The following is a 14,609-nucleotide window of genomic DNA, read 5'->3' as shown; positions in this document are numbered from 1 at the left end:
CCCTTGGTTCATTGTGCACCGGGCGAACGCACGAAGCGGTAACCCCGGCCGCGCACGGTGAGAAAATGCACCGGGTTGGCCGGATCGGCTTCGAAGTACTTGCGCATGCGCACCAGAAAGTTGTCCAGGGTGCGCGTCTCGGTATCCGGGGCCATCCCCCAGACCGCTTCGAGCAATTCGGCGCGGCTGAGCATTTTGCCCTCGCTGCGGAAAAAGGCCCGCAGCATCTTTACCTCCAGTTCGGTCAGGTCGATCTCCCCCTGGAGAGTGACGGCCCGGCGGTGCTGCAGGTCCACCGCGTTTTCCCCGAAAGTGAACATACCCTCCCCGTGCGCCTCCGGACGGTACCATTCGGAGCGGCGCAGCATCCCCTTGACCCGCAGCAGAAATTCATCCAGGCTGAAGGGCTTGGTCAGGTAATCGTCGGCTCCCGCCGAAAGCCCCTCCACCCGGTCCCGCTCCTCCGAGCGGGCGGTCAGCATCAGAACCGGCTGCCTGGGGTCCTCTTCGCGGATCCGGCGACAGACTTCGATGCCGTCGATCCCCGGCAGGGCCACATCGAGAATGACCAGGGCGAAGGGCTTATCCCAAACCATCTCCAGGGCCTGCTCGCCGCTGGCGGCGTGGCTGACCCGATACCCCTCCTCCTCGAGATTGAAGATCAGCCCGCGGGCGATATGGGGCTCGTCCTCCACCAGCAGGATATGCAGCCCGCTCATTGCTCCTCCTTCCCTTCGCCGCTGTCCAGGGGCAGCAGAATGTGCACGGTCGCTCCGCGGCCCTCGCCGGGGCTCTCCAGCCAGACCTTGCCCCGGTGCAGCTTGACGATGGCCTTGACGATGAACAGTCCCAGACCCGAACCGCGCACCGCGCTCCGGGTCTGGCGCACGCGGTAGAACATCTGGAATACCTTCTTCAGCTCCCTGCGCTCGATCCCGCGGCCGTTGTCGGTGAAGGCCAGGTGCGCCTGTCTGCCCTTGCGGGCCAACTCGACGCGGATGCGCGGCGCGTCGACGGAGTAGAGGATGGCGTTTTCCAGCAGGTTGCGGAACACGGTCTCCAGCGATTCGGCTTCGATGCGGGCGAACAGGTCCGGTTCGACGGCCAGGGTCATTTTCCCCGCCTTGGGCAGGGAGTACTGGTGCCGCTTGAAGTAGGCGTTGACAAGTTCGGAGAGGTTGGTGCGGCGCAGCGCCAGCTTGACCTTGCGCTGCTCGACCCGGTTGGCGGTGAGCAGGTTGCTGATCAGCTGCTGCAGCCGGTCGGTGTCGCCGAGCATGGTGTCGACGAACACGTCCATTTTCTCCGGCGAGGGGCGCCGGCGGCGGATGGTTTCCAGATGCAGCTGCAGCGAGGCGAGGGGGGATTTAAGCTCGTGGGTCACCTGGGCGATGAAGTGGCGCTGGGCCCGGTACAGGGCGGCCTGCCGCTGCCAGTAGAGGAAGATCACGTAAATCCCGGCGAGGATGGCGAGCAGCAGCAGCAGCCCTTCGGCCAGGATGAACCAGTCGGCGTTCCCCTGCAGCAACTCGGGGCTGTACTTTTCGGCCAGCGAGCGCAACTGGCGGTGCTTGCCCATGAACCAGTAGATCCACAGCACCACCACCACGATCCAGACCAGCTGGATGCCGATGAATGCCATCAGCGGGTTTATCAGGCGTTTAAAGAGTTTCATCCCTTCTCTTTACCACCGGCGCCCTTTGCGAACAAGGGGTTTGTGTTTTTACACAACTATTACATTCGCCTGTCCGCTTCTTTGCTATGATCGTCAGCGATTCTGAATGCTTCTGCTTTTACCGCAAAGGAGTACACGGCATGAGGTCACTGACAATCGGCAGGCATACCGTCCCCTTCCCCCTGATCCAGGGAGGGATGGGCGTTCGCATCTCCGGGGCCGGCCTTGCCGGTCACGTCGCCCGCTGCGGCGGCGTCGGGCTGATCGCCACCGCCGGCATCGGCCTGAACAGCCCTCATTACGACGGCAAGAATTTCTTCACCGCCGATCCCCAGGCCCTTAAGGATGAGATCCGCAAGGCCTACGAGATCGCCCCCGACGGGGTGATCGGCACCAACTGCATGGTGGCGGTGACCAACTACGACGAAATGGTGCGCACCTCCTGCGAGGCTGGCGCCAAAGTGATTGTCAGCGGCGCCGGACTCCCCCTCAACCTGCCCGAGTTGACCGCCGACTGGCCCGAGGTGGCCCTGGTTCCCATCGTCTCTTCGGTCAAGGCCGCCGAACTGATCGCCCGCAAGTGGAAGAAAGGCTACGACCGGCTCCCCGACGCGGTGGTGGTCGAGGACCCCGACACCGCCGGCGGGCACCTGGGCGAAAAGCTCGAGAACATCGGCTCGGGCGAATACGACCAGTACGCCACGGTGCGCGGCATCAAAGCCTATTTCAAGGAGACCTGGAACGTCGAGGTGCCGGTGATCGCCGCCGGGGGGGTCTGGGACCGCGCCGATCTGCTGCATGCCCTGGAACAGGGCGCCGACGGGGTACAGATGGCCAGCCGCTTCGTCTGCACCGAGGAGTGCGACGCCTCCGACGCCTTCAAACAGATGTACCTCGACTGCCGCAAGGAGGACATCGGCCTGATCATGAGCCCCGCGGGGCTGCCCGGACGGGCCATCAAGGGGAACATCGAGCAGATCCGCCAGCGCGACGTCGATCTGGCGGTGACCTGCCCCTCGGGTTGCCTGAAGAAATGCACCTACAAAGCCGGCCAGGAGCGCTTCTGCATCGTCCACGCCCTGGATCGCGCCCAGCGCGGCGACGTGGAGACCGGACTGGTGTTCTGTGGCACCAACGCCTGGAAGGCCGACCGGATCACCACCGTGCAGGCGATCTTCGACGAACTGTTCGCTCTCGAACGGGAAGCGGAACGGGATGAGGCAGTGAACGGCTGAGCCTCAGCAGAGAGATAATTACCAACAAGGCGGGTCCGGAAACGGCCCGCCTTTTAGTTTTTCGCTTTCCCCCCTTGGGGTCCAGCCCTTTGGGCGAGCAAAGGGCTGGGCGGGGTCAGGGGCCGAGTCCCCTGGGTCTTGATTTTGACTTGCAGGTGGTCTTGGGTTGCCCGGGGCAAATGAGGGTGGTGACTGTTGCTTGCCCCAGGGGATGACCCCGATTCCGCAGATGTCATAGAATGGAGGTACAGGTTGCTCTTCTGCGGCAATGGAAGAAAGGAGCCGAGTATGGAACGCAACAGGTATGAAGGGATCTGCGAAGTCGCCTCCCATGGCGAGATCAAGTGGGTCGACAACACCAAAACCGGCAAATCCGGCCGCGTTGTCTCCTGCAGCGGCGAGAAGCTTCAGGTCGAGACCGAAGGCCACCGCGAGCGTTGGGATTCCGACCAGTGCAGGGAAAGGACCTATGGCTACATGCCGGTCTACGGCAGCGGCAAATAACCGCAGCGCCCCCTGAAGGCCGGGCTGCCACGGCCCGGAGGAGTGGGGAGTGCCGGGGATGGCTGTTCTTCCTGCCGGTAAAGGGCAGGATTTCTTGTCTTTTCCCAGTTAAATGGTGTACCATGGCGGGAATTTGCCCAATGGACGCACCGCGTGCCGGATAAAGGAGTTGGAATGACCGCCAAAAACGAGGAATTCATCCCCAAGTGGATTGCCTGGGAATCGACCCAGCGCTGCAATCTCAACTGCGTGCATTGCCGCTGCTCATCGGACATGGACGCGGCCGTGGGGGATTTCAACACCGAAGAAGCCAAGAAGCTCATCGACGACATCTGCGAAGTCTCCACGCCGGTCATGGTTCTCTCCGGGGGCGAACCGCTGCTGCGCAAGGACATCTTCGAGATCGCCAGCTACGGCACCTCCAAGGGGTTGCGCATGTGCATGGCGACCAACGGCACCCTGATCACCGACGAGGTCTGCGCGCAGATGAAGCAGGCCGACATCAAGATGGTTTCCCTGTCTCTCGACGGTTCCACCGCGGCCATTCACGATGATTTCCGCGCCTGCCCCGGCGCCTTCGAAGGGGTGATCCGCGGCGCCGAGACCCTCAAGCGCAACGGCATCAAGTTCCTGATCAACTCCTCCTTCACCAAGCGCAACCAGCACGACATCGGCGCGACCTTCAAGCTGGCCAAGAGCCTCGGCGCCACCGCCTGGTACATGTTCATGATCGTCCCCACCGGCCGCGGCGAGGAGATCATGAACGAGCTGATCACCAAGGAGGACTACGAGGAGATCCTCTCCTGGCACTACGAACAGGAAAAGGGCGAGGAGGAGATCCTCATGCGCCCGACCTGCGCCCCCCACTACTACCGCATCGTGCCGCAGATGGCCAAGGCCGAGGGGGTCGATTTCCAGCGCCGCAGCCTGACCTTCTCCACCGGCGGCGGCAAGGGCTGCATCGCCGCCCAGACCATCTGCCTGATCGACTGCTTCGGCAACCTCAAGCCCTGCTCCTACTTCCACTCCTCGGTGGGCAACGTCAAGCAGGTCCCCTTCAAGGAACTGTGGTTCAACAGCAAGACCTTCAACGACCTGCGCGATTTCAAGAAATACAAGGGCAAGTGCGGCGAGTGCGAGTTCATCAACGTCTGCGGCGGCTGCCGCGCCCGCGCCGACGCGGTCTACGGCGACTACATGGAAGAGGAGCCCTTCTGCAACTACATCCCGGCGCGCACCCGCAAACGGATGGAGCAGGAAGCGGCGCAGAACGCCCCGAAATGATGCGGGAGGGGCAGACCTGCGTGTCTGCCCTGGTCTGGGAAGAGAAAACAGGGCGCACACATAGGTGCGCCCCTACGATACCGATCAAATTCCACAGGAGGAACTCAGCGATATGACCACCGAATACAATTTTCTCAAGGCCTGCTGGGGCCAGCCCGTCGATCGCACCCCGGTATGGCTGATGCGCCAGGCCGGCCGCTACCTGCCCCAGTACATGGCGGTGCGCAAGAAGGTCACCTTCCTCGAGCTGTGCAAGACCCCCGAGCTGGCCGCCGAGGTAACCATTCAGCCCATCGACTACCTGGGCGCCGACGCCGCCATTCTTTTCTCCGACATCCTCACCCCGGTTGAGCCGATGGGACTCAAGCTCGACTTCGTCCCCGGGCCGGTGTTCGAGAACCCGGTGCGCACCCAGGCCGATATCGACGCGCTGCGCATCCCGGTCATGGAGGAGGATGTCCCCTACGTGCTGGAGACCATCAAGATCCTGCGCCGCGAGTTCGAAGGCCGGGTCCCCCTGATCGGCTTCGGCGGCGCCCCCTTCACCCTGGCCTGCTATATGGTCGAAGGCAAGGGGAGCAAGGACTTCGCCCAGATCAAACGGATGATGTATGGCGCCCCCGAACTCTACGCCGCGCTGATGGAGAAGGTGACCGAGATGGATCGCCAATACCTCAACGCGCAGATCGCCGCCGGCGCCCAGGCCATACAGATCTTCGACACCTGGGGCGGCATCGTCTCGCCGCTGGACTACGAGAAGTACATCCTGCCCTACACCACCAAGCTGATCAACGGCCTCGACCGCAAGGACGTGCCGATCATCCACTTCGTCAAGGGCGCCGGCACCATGCTCGACGTGGTCAAAAAGGCCGGCTCCGACGTGGTCGGGCTCGACTGGCACATCTCCCTGGCCAAGGCCCGGGACATCCTCGGCCCCGAAGTGGCGGTGCAGGGCAACCTCGACCCCACCGTGCTCTACGCCCCCAAGGAGCACATCGAGCGGGAGGTCAAGCGCATCCTCGACGAGAACGCCGGGCGCCCGGGGCACATCTTCAACCTCGGCCACGGCATCCTGCCCACCGTCGATCCGGAGCACGCCAAGCACATGGTCGAGTGCGTCCACCGGCTGAGCCAGAAATAATCAATCAACCGTAGGGGCGGGATACCTCCCGCCCAAGGCGCAAAGTATTGCGCCCCTACAATATTTGACTATGGATCCTGACAAACCCATCGGCCTGGTGCTGCTCAACATGGGCGGACCCGATTCCCTGGAGGCGGTCCGCCCGTTTTTGCGCAACCTCTTCTCCGACCGCGAGCTGATTCAGCTCCCCCTGGGCAGCCTGCTGCAGAAGCCCTTTGCCGGGATGATCTCGTTTTTCCGCTCGCGCAAGGTGGTGGAGAACTACCGGGAGATCGGCGGCAAGTCGCCCCTGCTGCACTGGACCCTGCGCCAGGGCGAGGGGATCGCCGAGCGCCTCGGCGGCTCCTTCCGTCCCTACGTCGTCATGCGCTACTGGCGCCCCGGCGCCGAGGAGGCCCTGCGCCAGATGCGCGCCGACGGGGTCGAGCAGGCGGTGGTGCTTTCCCTCTACCCCCATTACACCGGGGCCACCACCGGCAGCAGCCTCAAGGATTTCCGCCGGGCGGTGGAACAGGTGTATCCCCAACTGCGCTACTCGGTGGTGGATGACTGGTACGCCTGGCCGGGCTATCTCGATGCTTTGGCCAACCGCATCCGCGAGGGGCTGGAGGGCTTCCACGAACTGATGCGCGACCAGGTGCAGATCCTGTTCTCCGCCCATGCCCTGCCGCAGAAATTCATCGACCGCGGCGACCCCTACCTCGAGCATGTGCTGGAGACGGCCAAGGGGGTGATGACCCGGATCGGGGAGCGCCCCTGGCACATCGGCTTCCAGAGCCGCAGCGGCCCGGTCAAGTGGATGGAGCCCGACACGGTACAGGTGCTCGACAACCTGGCGGCCGAGGGGCATCGCTCGGTGCTGATGGTGCCCATCTCCTTTGTTTCGGATCACATCGAGACCCTCTTCGAGATCGACGTGGAGTACGCCGAGCATGCGCGCAAGGTCGGGCTCGATCTCTTCCACCGCGCCCCCTCGCTCAACGACCACGGCGATTTCCTCGACGGCATGGCCGCCCTGGTGGCCAGCCACCTGGAGCAGTCGCGATGAAGCAGTGCCGTATCTGCCAGGCCGATTTCGACCCGCAGGCGCCGCTGGAAGATCCGGCCCAGCAGGCCGGTGCGATCCTCGCCGAGCAGCAGTACGGCGACGCGGGGCAGCTCTGCCCCGATTGCCTGGCCAGCCGGGGGCGGCTGGCGATGATGTACTGCCGGGAGTATTACGGCGGGTGAAAATCAGCGATGAGTGATGAGTGATGAGTAAAAAAGCGGCCCTATTGGGGGGCCGCTTTTTTGCTGGGGTCAGAGGCCGGCTTCCCGGAGCTTTTCCAGCAGCTTCTTTTGTTCGGCGGTGAGTTTTTTCGGCACCTCCACCTCGACGATGGCGTACAGATCTCCCTTGGCCTTGCCGCCTTGGCCGGGGACGCCGAAGCCGCGCAGGCGGATCTTGCCGCCGCCGCTGATGCCGGCCGGGACCTTGACCCGCTTGGTCCCCTCGAGGGTCGGAACGTCGACGGAGGTGCCCAGGCAGGCCCCGCTGAAGGGGACCTGGACCCGGATCTGCAGGTCGTCGCCGTCGCGGACGAACTGGGAGTCGGGATCGACCTGGATCTCGAGGAACAGGTCGCCCGCCGGGCCCCCGGCGGGGCTGGCGGCCCCCTTGCCGGCAACTCGCAGTTTCTGGCCCGATTCGACCCCGGCGGGAATGCGTACCTGCAAATGTTCCGGCCGCCCGTCACGGCGAAAGTCGATGCGCCGCTCGCCTCCCTGCATGGCCTGGCGGAAGGGGATGTTCAGGCGCATGACGTAGTCCTGTCCCTTGACCGCCTGGGCGCGGCCACCGCCGGAGAAGTAGGGATTGCGCCCCCGGCCGCCGCCGAACAGGTGGCTGAAGATGTCGTCGGTGCCGAAGCCGAACTCGCGAAAAATGTCGCCGACGTCGAAGCCGCGGAAGATGTCCTCCTGCGAGTAGCGCTGGTGAAATCCGGACTCGCCGAACTGGTCGTACTGGCGTTTCTTATCGGGGTCCGAGAGCACCGCGTAGGCCTCGGTGATTTCCTTGAATTTCTCCTCGGCCTTCTTGTCGCCGGGGTTCTTGTCGGGATGGAACTTGAGGGCAAGCTTGCGGTATGCCTTCTTGATCTCGTCGACCGAGGCCCCCTTGCTGACCCCGAGGGTGGCGTAGTAGTCCTTGCCCATGAAAACTCCTGTTTTGCATTGGTATTAATCGCACTGACAATATAGATACGCGACTCCTGCCCGTCAAGGTCCGCGGTGGATTTGGCCGGCCCTCGCCGCGGTTCGTTTCTTGCCCCTTGTCAGGTGCGGTTTTTTCGGTAATATTTCTTAAACTGTCCGATATCATTGCCAATGGAGGATTTCCACATGACCGAAAAGCATTCCTGGGTTCTCAGTCGTCCGATTTGCTGGGTTGTAATGGTGGCCTTCTGTCTCGTCTCGCTGATCCCTGCCAGTAGCCAGGCCGGCCTGGTGGAGAGCCGGATGGCCGACGGTGTGTCCCTCTCCCAGCGGGCGGCCCAGATCGACACCATCCGTCAGGCGTTGGAGCGTGAGGTGGTCTCCCAGCGGCTGGCCGATTTCGGGCTGTCCGCCGAGGAGGTTTCCGCCAAGCTCGACACGCTCAGTGACGCCCAGCTGCATCAGCTCTCGGGGCTGTCCAAGGATCTCGCCGCCGGCGGCATTCTGGAGGGGATCATTGCGGTGCTGATCATCGTGCTGCTGGTGATCGTCATTCTGAAACTCACCAACAAACAAATCATTATCAGGTGACCCGACTTCTTCTGATGACGCTGATCCTGCTGGGGGCGGCTGGCTGTTCGCCGTTTCAGCCGCCCCCTTCCCGGGTTGATTTTAAAACCGTGGCGCAGGTGCCGTTCGTGCCTCAGCAGTTGGACGACGATTGCGGTCCGGCGGCGCTGGCCTCGCTGCTGGGTCATCGCGGCCGACAGGTCGACCCCGCCGAAATCCGTGCCACCGTCTACGATCCGCGCCTGGGCGGCAGCCTGCTGCCCGATCTGGAGAATTTCGCCAAATCCCGTGGCTTTTCCACCCGCTCCGGGCGGGGGGATCTGCGCCTGCTGCGCCAGCAGGTGGATGCCGGGCGCCCGGTGCTGCTGCCTATCGACGCCGGTTTCGGGCCGTTGGCCCGGCCCCACTACCTGGTGGTGTTCGGTTATGGCGATGCGGGCTTTCTGGCCCACGCCGGGGTCGCCGCAGGGAGGTTTTTCCCCAGCGAGGATTTCGACCGTCGTTGGGGGGCCATGAATTACCTGTATCTACTCCTGGAATGATCCCCATGCGCCTGTTTCTCGTCCTGTCGCTTGCCGCGCTGCTCAGCGCCTGCTCACCGCCCCGCATCATCGTCCTCAACGACCCCCTGGATGCCCGCCAGCACAACGATCTGGGCGTCGCCTACGAAGGGCGCGGCGAGGCCGAGTTGGCGGCCCGCGAATACCAGCAGGCGGCCCGCCTGGACAAGTCCTGGGCGCGGCCCCTGGTCAATCTCGGCAATGTCCGGGCCGCAGCCGGCGACTTCTCCGCCGCGGAGCAAAGCTACCGCCAGGCGCTGGAACGCGAGGCGGACAACTCCGAAGCCCTCAACAACCTGGCATGGGTAGTGCTACAATCAGCTGAGCCCCTGCGGGCGTTGCCAATTGCCGAGCGTGCGGTGACACTCGCTCCCGCCGAGCCGGTTTTCTGGGACACCCTGGCGGATATTCAAACCGCCCTGGGTCGCCCGGCAGCGGCCCGGGAGAGCCTCAACCGGGCCCTTGGCCTGGCCGGCGGCGAAGACTTCCGCAAGCGGTTGCTGGAGAAGCGGGATCGGCTTGGCGAGCCCTAGCGGGGATGTGGGAGCAAGATGGGTCCCGCCCTCTGGCCCTTTTTCTGAGAGGAGAACCGATCGTGAACAGACCTGGGAACCTGGCCCTTGCGGCTCTGCTCGGCGCGCTGCTCTGCCTGCCTGCCGCGACCGCTGCCCAGTCGGGGATGGAAAGGGAGTATCGCGATGAGCGGCGCGATTTTCGAGAGGATCGTTTTCAGGATAGCCGGGACTTTTTCCGGGAACGGAGCGACGACCGGGAAGGGTACCGCGAGCGGCTGAGGGAATACGACGACGATTACCGGGAGGCGGAAACCCCGCAGGAGCGCTGGGAGCTTCGCCAGAGGATGCGCGAGGACGGCGAGGATTTCCGCCGCGACCGCTGGGAGGACCAGCGCGAGTTCCGGGAGGAGCATGAGGTCGAGCACCGCCGGCTTCAGGACCAGTATGATCTGGATCGCGACGATTTGCAGCGGCAGTTCGGTGAGGAGCGAAGGCGGCTGAGATCGAGCGGCGACCCCGATGCGAGCCGCCAGGAGCAAATGCTCGAGCGTCGCTACGAGGACCAGCAGCGGCGCCTCGAGGAGCGTTACGAACAGCGGTTGCGGCTGCTGGACCTGCAGTTCGAAAAAAACTGATTTTGACCTGCAGTTGACCTGCAAGACCAAGCCCCCGTCGATATGTCGACGGGGGCTTTCATTTTGGAGCGACCCGCGGGCTTATTCCCTGTCCTCGCTCAAGCCCCCCCGGCCGGAAGCGGAAAATCGCCAGTCCGCTGAGAACCACCAGGCCTGAAACGGTGAACAGCGCGCCGAACCCGGCCAGTTCGCCCACGTAGCCGAGGATGAGCGAGCCGACGAAGGCCCCGCTGTCGATGCCGCCGGTGAAGATGCCGGTGACCTTGCCGCGGATCTCCGCAGGCTCGTTGCGGATCGCCAGGGTGTTGAGGATCGGAAAGAGCAGGCCGTGGCCGGCCCCGGCGACCAGGCCCGCCAGGCCCAGCGAAGGGCTGCCGGCCACGGTAATGAGGCAGAAGGATCCGGCGGCGGTGACCACCAGGGCGTAGGGGAGCATCCGGTTCTCGCCGACCCGGTCGGCCAGTCGCCCACCGACGAAACGCACCAGCACCGCGGCCACCGAGTAGAGCAGGTAGTAGAGGGAGATGAAGGGAATCTGGCGCTGCTGGGCCAGCGGGGTGACGAAGTTGCCGGTGGCGGCCAGGCCGATGCCGAAAATCAGCGACAGCAACCCCACTACCGCCAGCTTGCGGCGCGAGAGCAGGGTGAAAAAGGAGGGCCCGTGGATATTTCCTCTGCCCGTGCCGGTTTCCGCCAGCGGCAGGTGGCTCAACAGGCCGAGCCCGGCCAGGGCGGCGGAGAGCAGGAAAAATGGGGTGAATCCCCCGCCGAGGTTGATGGACCATTCGCCGAGCACCGGACCCAGGGCCATGCCGACCAGGCCGGAGATGCCGAACATGCCGATCCCTTCGTTGATCCGCTCGCCGGGAATGATGTCGGCGACGTAGGTAAAGACCGCGGTGAAGCAGATCGCCAGGGCCACCCCGTGAGCGGCGCGGACCGCCAGCAGCGGCAGATAGAAGTCCTGCAGATCCCCGGAAAAGGGGAGGTAGGCCAGCGGCAGCAGGGTCATGCCGAGGCTGCCCAGGGTAAAGGAGCGTTTGCGCCCGAGACGGTCGATCATCTCCGCAACCCAGGGCCGGCAGGCCGCCGAGGCCAGGGCGAAGATGCCCATCACCACCCCGATGTCCCCCTTGCTGCCGCCGTGGCCGGAAACGTACAGGGGAAACAGGAAGTAGGCGCCGAAGCTGGCGACGTTGCTCAGGTTGGCCACGAACATGGCCCAGAAAGCCGGGGTGTAGAGCATGGGGTCCCTTGCCGGAAGCCGTTTGGGTGTCGGTACTTTATAGGGGTTGTCGTCGCGACCGTCAATAGCCGATTGCTTCCCCGAATCCACCACCGATTCCAGGATTCGGCCGCCGATATGGGCACATCTGCACCCGCCTCGGCGCCCACGCTCCTCAAAACCGTGCCCTGGAATTGGGGGTTCATGCCCTCTTGACAGGATTGGTTCCTTGCCCTAATATTTAGGCATCCGAAATATTAGGAGGACGAATTTGTGGAGCGCATCGAAAGAATCGCCGTGATCTATCCCCAACTCATCGGCAAAATGGGCCGGCTGCGCGCTCTGGTCCACGAGGGGATGGATCTGAGCTACAACCAGTACAAGACCCTGCTGACCATCGCCGACCGGGAAGGCTGCTCTCTGGGCGATCTGGCCCGCGAACTCGAGGTGGCCATGAGCAGCGCCAGCCAGATGGTGGATCGGCTGGTCGGGCAGGGGCTGCTGCACCGCGAACAGGATGCCGGCAACCGCCGCCAGGTGGTCATTCGCCTGACCGGCCAGGGACAGAGCCTGATCGAGGAGTTGCAGCGCGGCATTCTCAAAGGCTACCAGCAGGTGATGAATCGCCTGGGCGAGCAGGATCAGGAGGAGCTGGTTCGCTCCTTCGAGACCATCGCCCGTATCCTCGGTAAGCTAGACGCAAGTGAGGGGTAAGGAGTTTAAAAAATGAAGCAGGCCCTTTTGAAAGGAGAGCGTTCATGACCCGCATCGCCATCATCGGAGGAGGCATCTCGGGACTTTCCACCGCCTTTGCCATCGAAAACCGGGCCAAGGCCCAGGGGCGGGATGTCCAGACGGTGCTTTTGGAAAAGAAGGAGCGGCTCGGCGGTAAGATCTGGAGCATCAAGGAGCAGGGGTACATCTGCGAGTGGGGGCCCAACGGCTTTCTCGACAACAAGCCGATGACCCTGGAGCTCTGCAGGCAACTGGGGATCAGCGACCGCCTGCTGCGCTCCAACGACAACGCCCGCAAGCGCTTCATCTACTCCGAGGGGCTTCTGCACCGGCTGCCGGAAAACGGCCCCGCCTTCCTGAAATCGAAGCTGATCTCCTGGCCCGGCAAGCTGCGCCTGGCCTGCGAGACCGTCATCCCGGCCAAGCGCGACGGCGAGGACGAGACCCTGGCCGCCTTCGGCCGCCGCCGGCTGGGAGCCGAGGCCCTCGACAAGCTCATCGCGCCGATGGTTTCGGGGATTTTCGCCGGCGACCCGGAGACCATGAGCCTCAAGAGCTGCTTCCCGCGCATTCACGAACTGGAGCGGGAATACGGCGGGCTGATCCGGGCGATGGTGCTGCTGGCGAAAAAGAAGAAGGCCGAGCAAAAGGCCGGCAAGGTGGTTTCCAGCGCCGCCGGCCCGGGAGGGGTCCTCACCTCCTTCGAGGGGGGGATCCAGGATCTCGCCGAAGGAACCGCCGCCGCCCTCCGCGGCGAGGTCCGCACCGGCGCCGGGGTGGCGTCCATCACCAGAAAGGACGGCGGTTTCCAGCTGCTCCTCGAGGACGGCAGCACCCTGGAGGCTGAAGTGGTGGTCAGCGCGGCGCCGGCCCATGCCCTCTCGCAGATGCTGCGCGCCGGGTCGCCGGCCCTTGCCGAGCTGCTCGACCAGATCCCCTATGCGCCGATGAACGTGGTCTGCTTCGGCTACCAGCGGGAGAAGATCGAGCGGGACCTGGACGGGTTCGGCTACCTCATCCCCAAAAAGGAGGGGCGCGGCATCCTCGGCACCCTCTGGGATTCGAGCATCTTCCCCAACCGCGCTCCCCAAGGTCAGGTGCTGCTGCGCTCGATGATGGGCGGGGCGACCAACCCCGCGGCCATCGACCTGTCCGACGCCGAGGTCAAGAGCCGGGTGATGGCTGATCTGAAGCAGATCATGGGGATCGCCGCCGAGCCCGACTTCGTGCGCATCTTCCGCCACGAGCGGGCGATCCCCCAGTACACCGTGGGCCACGGCAAGCGCCTGCTGGCGCTCGACGAGCGGCTCAATGAATACCCGGGGCTGTTTGTCACCGGCAACGCCTTCTTCGGGGTCGGACTCAACGACTGCGTCAACTCCTCGAACCAGATCGCCGAGCGGGTGCTGCCCCAGCCGCAGGACCAGGGGCGGTAGCTTCACCTCGGGTTTCCAGGGGTTAAAAAGCCAAGGCCGGACAATTGCCCGGCCTTGGCCTTTTTTTTCCGCAGGTTGTCAGGCCTTTATGGCCGCCCAGGCATTTTCGATCAACGAATCGGCGATTTCGGTCAGGGGCTTTTCCAGAACGCAGCAGAACCTCAGTTCCACGGCCCGCAGGATCGCCCCGGTGAAGGAAACCCCAAGAATAAAAAAGTCGCCATTTTTTACCTCCCCCCGCTCAATCCCCTCCGCGATGATGCGCCGCAACAGGTGGAACGGCTGCGTGAAGCAGATCGGCGGCGCCTCCTGCATGAACTCGCCGTGCCTCATGAACAGCAGGTATTCCATCAGGTCCGGCTCGCTCTCGGCAAGCTCGTAAACCAACTCGCCAAAGGCTCTGAGCTTCTCATAGGTAGTCGTCTTGCCAACCAGGCGGGCCTCGAAGCAGGCCTGAAAGTAGGCGAGGGTCTGTTCATGGATATGCTGCGCGAGTTTTTCCTTGTTGGGGAAATAACTGTAAATGGCCCCCGTGCTCACCTTGGATGCGGCGACGATCTGGGGGATGGAGACGTTGTGGTAGCCGTTTTCGACGAAAAGTCTGCGGGCCGCGCCGATCACTCGTTCGCGTTTTTCTCCTGGATTGATCTGTCTTTTCTTCATCTCTGCCTCTCCCCGGCCGCGAAACTGTTCAAGGCCTGAATGACCGACCGGGCTTCCGGAAGCGGTAGCCTTTTCCTTTGTTCCCCATCATTGAACTGAAAGCGTGCGCCAAAAACAAGCAAAAATCGATTGGAAATCGTTGAAATTCCTTCCGGCGAGACCGCCGCTGGTTTGTCTGGTTGTCGCAGGGAGTTTTTTCTTTTCGGTCGGCGGAGGGGCGGGCCCGGGATTCACG

17 protein-coding genes are annotated in these 14,609 nt (G+C 63.7%); 12 read left to right on the top strand and 5 right to left on the bottom strand.

The window, feature by feature from the left end:
- Nucleotides 1–8 precede the first annotated feature (8 nt).
- Complete coding sequence (locus DESUT3_RS16085) at nt 9–719, bottom strand: response regulator transcription factor (RefSeq protein WP_221249487.1); 711 nt, start codon at nt 717–719, stop codon at nt 9–11.
- Complete coding sequence (locus DESUT3_RS16080) at nt 716–1,675, bottom strand: sensor histidine kinase (RefSeq protein ID WP_221249486.1); 960 nt, start codon at nt 1,673–1,675, stop codon at nt 716–718. Before DESUT3_RS16080 ends, DESUT3_RS16085 begins: the two co-directional genes overlap by 4 nt.
- Before the next feature lie 140 nt (nt 1,676–1,815).
- Between DESUT3_RS16080 and DESUT3_RS16075 the strand changes: the two genes are divergently transcribed.
- From DESUT3_RS16075 to DESUT3_RS16050, 6 genes are all read left to right on the top strand, one after another.
- Nucleotides 1,816–2,910, top strand: coding sequence for an NAD(P)H-dependent flavin oxidoreductase (locus DESUT3_RS16075; protein ID WP_221249485.1), 1,095 nt, complete (start codon nt 1,816–1,818; stop codon nt 2,908–2,910).
- 288 nt (nt 2,911–3,198) lie between these two features.
- Complete coding sequence (locus tag DESUT3_RS16070) at nt 3,199–3,414, top strand: hypothetical protein (RefSeq protein WP_221249484.1); 216 nt, start codon at nt 3,199–3,201, stop codon at nt 3,412–3,414.
- Nucleotides 3,415–3,588: 174 nt separating this feature from the next.
- Nucleotides 3,589–4,698, top strand: a complete 1,110-nt coding sequence (locus tag DESUT3_RS16065; RefSeq protein ID WP_221249483.1) for a radical SAM/SPASM domain-containing protein — start codon at nt 3,589–3,591, stop codon at nt 4,696–4,698.
- 112 nt (nt 4,699–4,810) lie between these two features.
- Nucleotides 4,811–5,839 carry a uroporphyrinogen decarboxylase gene (gene hemE / locus DESUT3_RS16060; RefSeq protein WP_221249482.1) on the top strand — a complete coding sequence of 343 codons (1,029 nt, stop codon included), beginning with the start codon at nt 4,811–4,813 and terminating at the stop codon, nt 5,837–5,839.
- Nucleotides 5,840–5,909: 70 nt separating this feature from the next.
- Nucleotides 5,910–6,887, top strand: coding sequence for a ferrochelatase (gene hemH / locus DESUT3_RS16055; RefSeq protein ID WP_221249481.1), 978 nt, complete (start codon nt 5,910–5,912; stop codon nt 6,885–6,887).
- Nucleotides 6,884–7,069 (top strand): hypothetical protein, encoded by a 186-nt coding sequence (locus tag DESUT3_RS16050; RefSeq protein ID WP_221249480.1) that lies wholly within the window; start codon nt 6,884–6,886, stop codon nt 7,067–7,069. The genes hemH and DESUT3_RS16050 overlap by 4 nt, the downstream gene beginning before the upstream one ends.
- A gap of 69 nt (nt 7,070–7,138) precedes the next feature.
- Here DESUT3_RS16050 and DESUT3_RS16045 read toward each other — a convergent pair whose 3' ends face one another.
- Entirely contained in the window at nt 7,139–8,035 is an 897-nt protein-coding gene (locus tag DESUT3_RS16045; protein WP_221249479.1) for a DnaJ C-terminal domain-containing protein, read from the bottom strand.
- Between the two features lie 186 nt (nt 8,036–8,221).
- Here DESUT3_RS16045 and DESUT3_RS16040 point away from each other — a divergent pair, with 186 nt between their 5' ends.
- The 4 genes from DESUT3_RS16040 to DESUT3_RS16025 all read left to right on the top strand — a co-directional run bounded on the left by DESUT3_RS16040 (nt 8,222) and on the right by DESUT3_RS16025 (nt 10,315).
- Nucleotides 8,222–8,626, top strand: coding sequence for a PA2779 family protein (locus DESUT3_RS16040; RefSeq protein WP_221249478.1), 405 nt, complete (start codon nt 8,222–8,224; stop codon nt 8,624–8,626).
- Nucleotides 8,627–8,733: 107 nt separating this feature from the next.
- A complete protein-coding gene (locus DESUT3_RS16035; RefSeq protein WP_221249477.1) occupies nt 8,734–9,147 on the top strand; it encodes a cysteine peptidase family C39 domain-containing protein in 414 nt (137 codons plus the stop codon).
- 5 nt (nt 9,148–9,152) lie between these two features.
- Entirely contained in the window at nt 9,153–9,698 is a 546-nt protein-coding gene (locus DESUT3_RS16030) for a tetratricopeptide repeat protein (RefSeq protein ID WP_221249476.1), read from the top strand.
- Between the two features lie 62 nt (nt 9,699–9,760).
- Complete coding sequence (locus DESUT3_RS16025; protein ID WP_221249475.1) at nt 9,761–10,315, top strand: hypothetical protein; 555 nt, start codon at nt 9,761–9,763, stop codon at nt 10,313–10,315.
- Nucleotides 10,316–10,373: 58 nt separating this feature from the next.
- Here the strand turns inward: DESUT3_RS16025 and DESUT3_RS16020 are convergent, their stop codons facing one another.
- Nucleotides 10,374–11,561 (bottom strand): MFS transporter, encoded by a 1,188-nt coding sequence (locus DESUT3_RS16020; RefSeq protein ID WP_221249474.1) that lies wholly within the window; start codon nt 11,559–11,561, stop codon nt 10,374–10,376.
- Nucleotides 11,562–11,813: 252 nt separating this feature from the next.
- On the opposite strand from DESUT3_RS16020, the gene DESUT3_RS16015 reads away from it, so the two are divergent.
- Together DESUT3_RS16015 and hemG are read left to right on the top strand one after the other, a co-directional pair.
- Nucleotides 11,814–12,254, top strand: a complete 441-nt coding sequence (locus DESUT3_RS16015) for a MarR family winged helix-turn-helix transcriptional regulator (RefSeq protein ID WP_221249473.1) — start codon at nt 11,814–11,816, stop codon at nt 12,252–12,254.
- A 44-nt stretch (nt 12,255–12,298) separates the two neighbouring features.
- Entirely contained in the window at nt 12,299–13,711 is a 1,413-nt protein-coding gene (hemG, locus tag DESUT3_RS16010) for a protoporphyrinogen oxidase (RefSeq protein WP_221249472.1), read from the top strand.
- Between the two features lie 78 nt (nt 13,712–13,789).
- Here the strand turns inward: hemG and DESUT3_RS16005 are convergent, their stop codons facing one another.
- The gene (locus tag DESUT3_RS16005) at nt 13,790–14,374 is read right to left on the bottom strand and encodes a TetR/AcrR family transcriptional regulator (RefSeq protein ID WP_221249471.1); all 585 of its coding nucleotides are present in this window, start codon (nt 14,372–14,374) and stop codon (nt 13,790–13,792) included.
- Nucleotides 14,375–14,609 lie beyond the last annotated feature (235 nt).

This window comes from Desulfuromonas versatilis, from assembly GCF_019704135.1.
GTDB classification, from domain to species: Bacteria; Desulfobacterota; Desulfuromonadia; order Desulfuromonadales; family NIT-T3; genus Desulfuromonas_A; species Desulfuromonas_A versatilis.
Note: the sequence above shows the minus strand (reverse complement) of the source record. Positions and strands in the feature narration are given on the sequence as shown.

Coding starts and splice junctions, on each gene's coding strand:
- DESUT3_RS16085 (WP_221249487.1), bottom strand. CDS start 719: ATGAGCGGGCTGCATATCCTGCTGGTGGAGGACGAGCCCCATATCGCC.
- hemE (WP_221249482.1), top strand. CDS start 4,811: ATGACCACCGAATACAATTTTCTCAAGGCCTGCTGGGGCCAGCCCGTC.
- DESUT3_RS16070 (WP_221249484.1), top strand. CDS start 3,199: ATGGAACGCAACAGGTATGAAGGGATCTGCGAAGTCGCCTCCCATGGC.
- DESUT3_RS16080 (WP_221249486.1), bottom strand. CDS start 1,675: ATGAAACTCTTTAAACGCCTGATAAACCCGCTGATGGCATTCATCGGC.
- DESUT3_RS16030 (WP_221249476.1), top strand. CDS start 9,153: ATGCGCCTGTTTCTCGTCCTGTCGCTTGCCGCGCTGCTCAGCGCCTGC.
- DESUT3_RS16065 (WP_221249483.1), top strand. CDS start 3,589: ATGACCGCCAAAAACGAGGAATTCATCCCCAAGTGGATTGCCTGGGAA.
- DESUT3_RS16075 (WP_221249485.1), top strand. CDS start 1,816: ATGAGGTCACTGACAATCGGCAGGCATACCGTCCCCTTCCCCCTGATC.
- hemG (WP_221249472.1), top strand. CDS start 12,299: ATGACCCGCATCGCCATCATCGGAGGAGGCATCTCGGGACTTTCCACC.
- DESUT3_RS16040 (WP_221249478.1), top strand. CDS start 8,222: ATGACCGAAAAGCATTCCTGGGTTCTCAGTCGTCCGATTTGCTGGGTT.
- DESUT3_RS16050 (WP_221249480.1), top strand. CDS start 6,884: ATGAAGCAGTGCCGTATCTGCCAGGCCGATTTCGACCCGCAGGCGCCG.
- DESUT3_RS16005 (WP_221249471.1), bottom strand. CDS start 14,374: ATGAAGAAAAGACAGATCAATCCAGGAGAAAAACGCGAACGAGTGATC.
- DESUT3_RS16045 (WP_221249479.1), bottom strand. CDS start 8,035: ATGGGCAAGGACTACTACGCCACCCTCGGGGTCAGCAAGGGGGCCTCG.
- DESUT3_RS16020 (WP_221249474.1), bottom strand. CDS start 11,561: ATGCTCTACACCCCGGCTTTCTGGGCCATGTTCGTGGCCAACCTGAGC.
- hemH (WP_221249481.1), top strand. CDS start 5,910: ATGGATCCTGACAAACCCATCGGCCTGGTGCTGCTCAACATGGGCGGA.